Raw genomic sequence first — 984 nt, 5'->3', positions numbered from 1 at the left:
CGATGCGTGACCTCGCCCCGTTACCGCGTTGGCGCGAGACCGCAATCTGCAGCCAGGTCGACCCTGAGCTGTTCTTCCCCGAGAAGGGTGGATCCACCCAACCCGCCAAGCGAATCTGCAAGGGCTGCCCACTGCGGGACCAGTGCCTCGCGTGGGCCCTTGAGCATGACGAGCGCTATGGCGTCTGGGGTGGCCTCTCCGAGATGCAACGCCGCAAGCTGAGGGCGAGGACGGCATGAGAGCCGGCAGCCTCTTCAGCGGTTGCGGCGGCCTGGATCTCGCCGTGGCGGAGGTGTTCGGCACCGAACCCGCCTGGTTCTGCGATCCCGACCCCGCCGCTGTGGCAGTGCTCGCCCACCACTGGCCGAGCACGCCCAACCTCGGCGACATCACAGCCGTCGACTGGGACCAGGTCGAACCAGTCGACGTCCTCGTCGGTGGTTTTCCCTGTCAGGACATCAGCAATGCCGGTAAGCGTGAAGGGATAGCCGGTGAGCGCTCGGGACTCTGGACTTACTTCGCGCGTGCCATTGGCGTGCTACGACCTCGCCACGTCGTCGTGGAGAACGTGGCTGCAGTCCTTGTTCGAGGTTTCGACACCGTCGCGGCCGACCTGGCCCGTCTCGGGTATCGCTTCGCATGGACTGTGCTGGCTGCTTCGGAGGTCGGTGCGTGTCACCGGCGCAACCGGTTGTTCCTCGTTGCTACCGACACCGACAGCCCGGGACGGGTCGGGCCGTGGTCACCCGGGCCCGAACTACGTCACCCGGACCGGACGCCCGCTGGACGAGGCAATCCACAAGCTGTTCCCCACGCCGAAGGCATCGGATGGCGCCAAGGGCGGACCGAACCAACGGGGCAGCGGCGGGGACCTTACGTTGCCCTCGGCGGTGCAGCATCTGCTGCCCACCCCCAGCGTCGCGGACGCGAAGGGCACGCGAGCGACGAGAGGTGGGAACCGATCGAACGAGCCGCTCCTGACCG

2 protein-coding genes are annotated in these 984 nt (G+C 67.4%); both read left to right on the top strand.

The window, feature by feature from the left end; all coding sequences use genetic code 11:
• The first annotated feature begins 2 nt into the window (after positions 1-2).
• Positions 3-239, top strand: coding sequence for a WhiB family transcriptional regulator (locus IEY55_RS31710; RefSeq protein ID WP_189062274.1), 237 nt, complete (start codon positions 3-5; stop codon positions 237-239).
• Positions 236-984: DNA cytosine methyltransferase (locus tag IEY55_RS31705; protein WP_229686958.1), on the top strand; the 749-nt coding region annotated here is incomplete at its 3' end. The genes IEY55_RS31710 and IEY55_RS31705, both read left to right, overlap by 4 nt.

The organism is Longimycelium tulufanense (genome assembly GCF_014645795.1).
In the GTDB taxonomy this organism is placed as follows: Bacteria; Actinomycetota; Actinomycetes; order Mycobacteriales; family Pseudonocardiaceae; genus Longimycelium; species Longimycelium tulufanense.
This window is presented reverse-complemented; position numbering and strand designations above follow the sequence as displayed.

What these genes read in the sequence shown, in the direction of transcription:
- IEY55_RS31710 (WP_189062274.1), top strand. Translation starts at nt 3, where the DNA reads ATGCGTGACCTCGCCCCGTTACCGCGTTGGCGCGAGACCGCAATCTGC.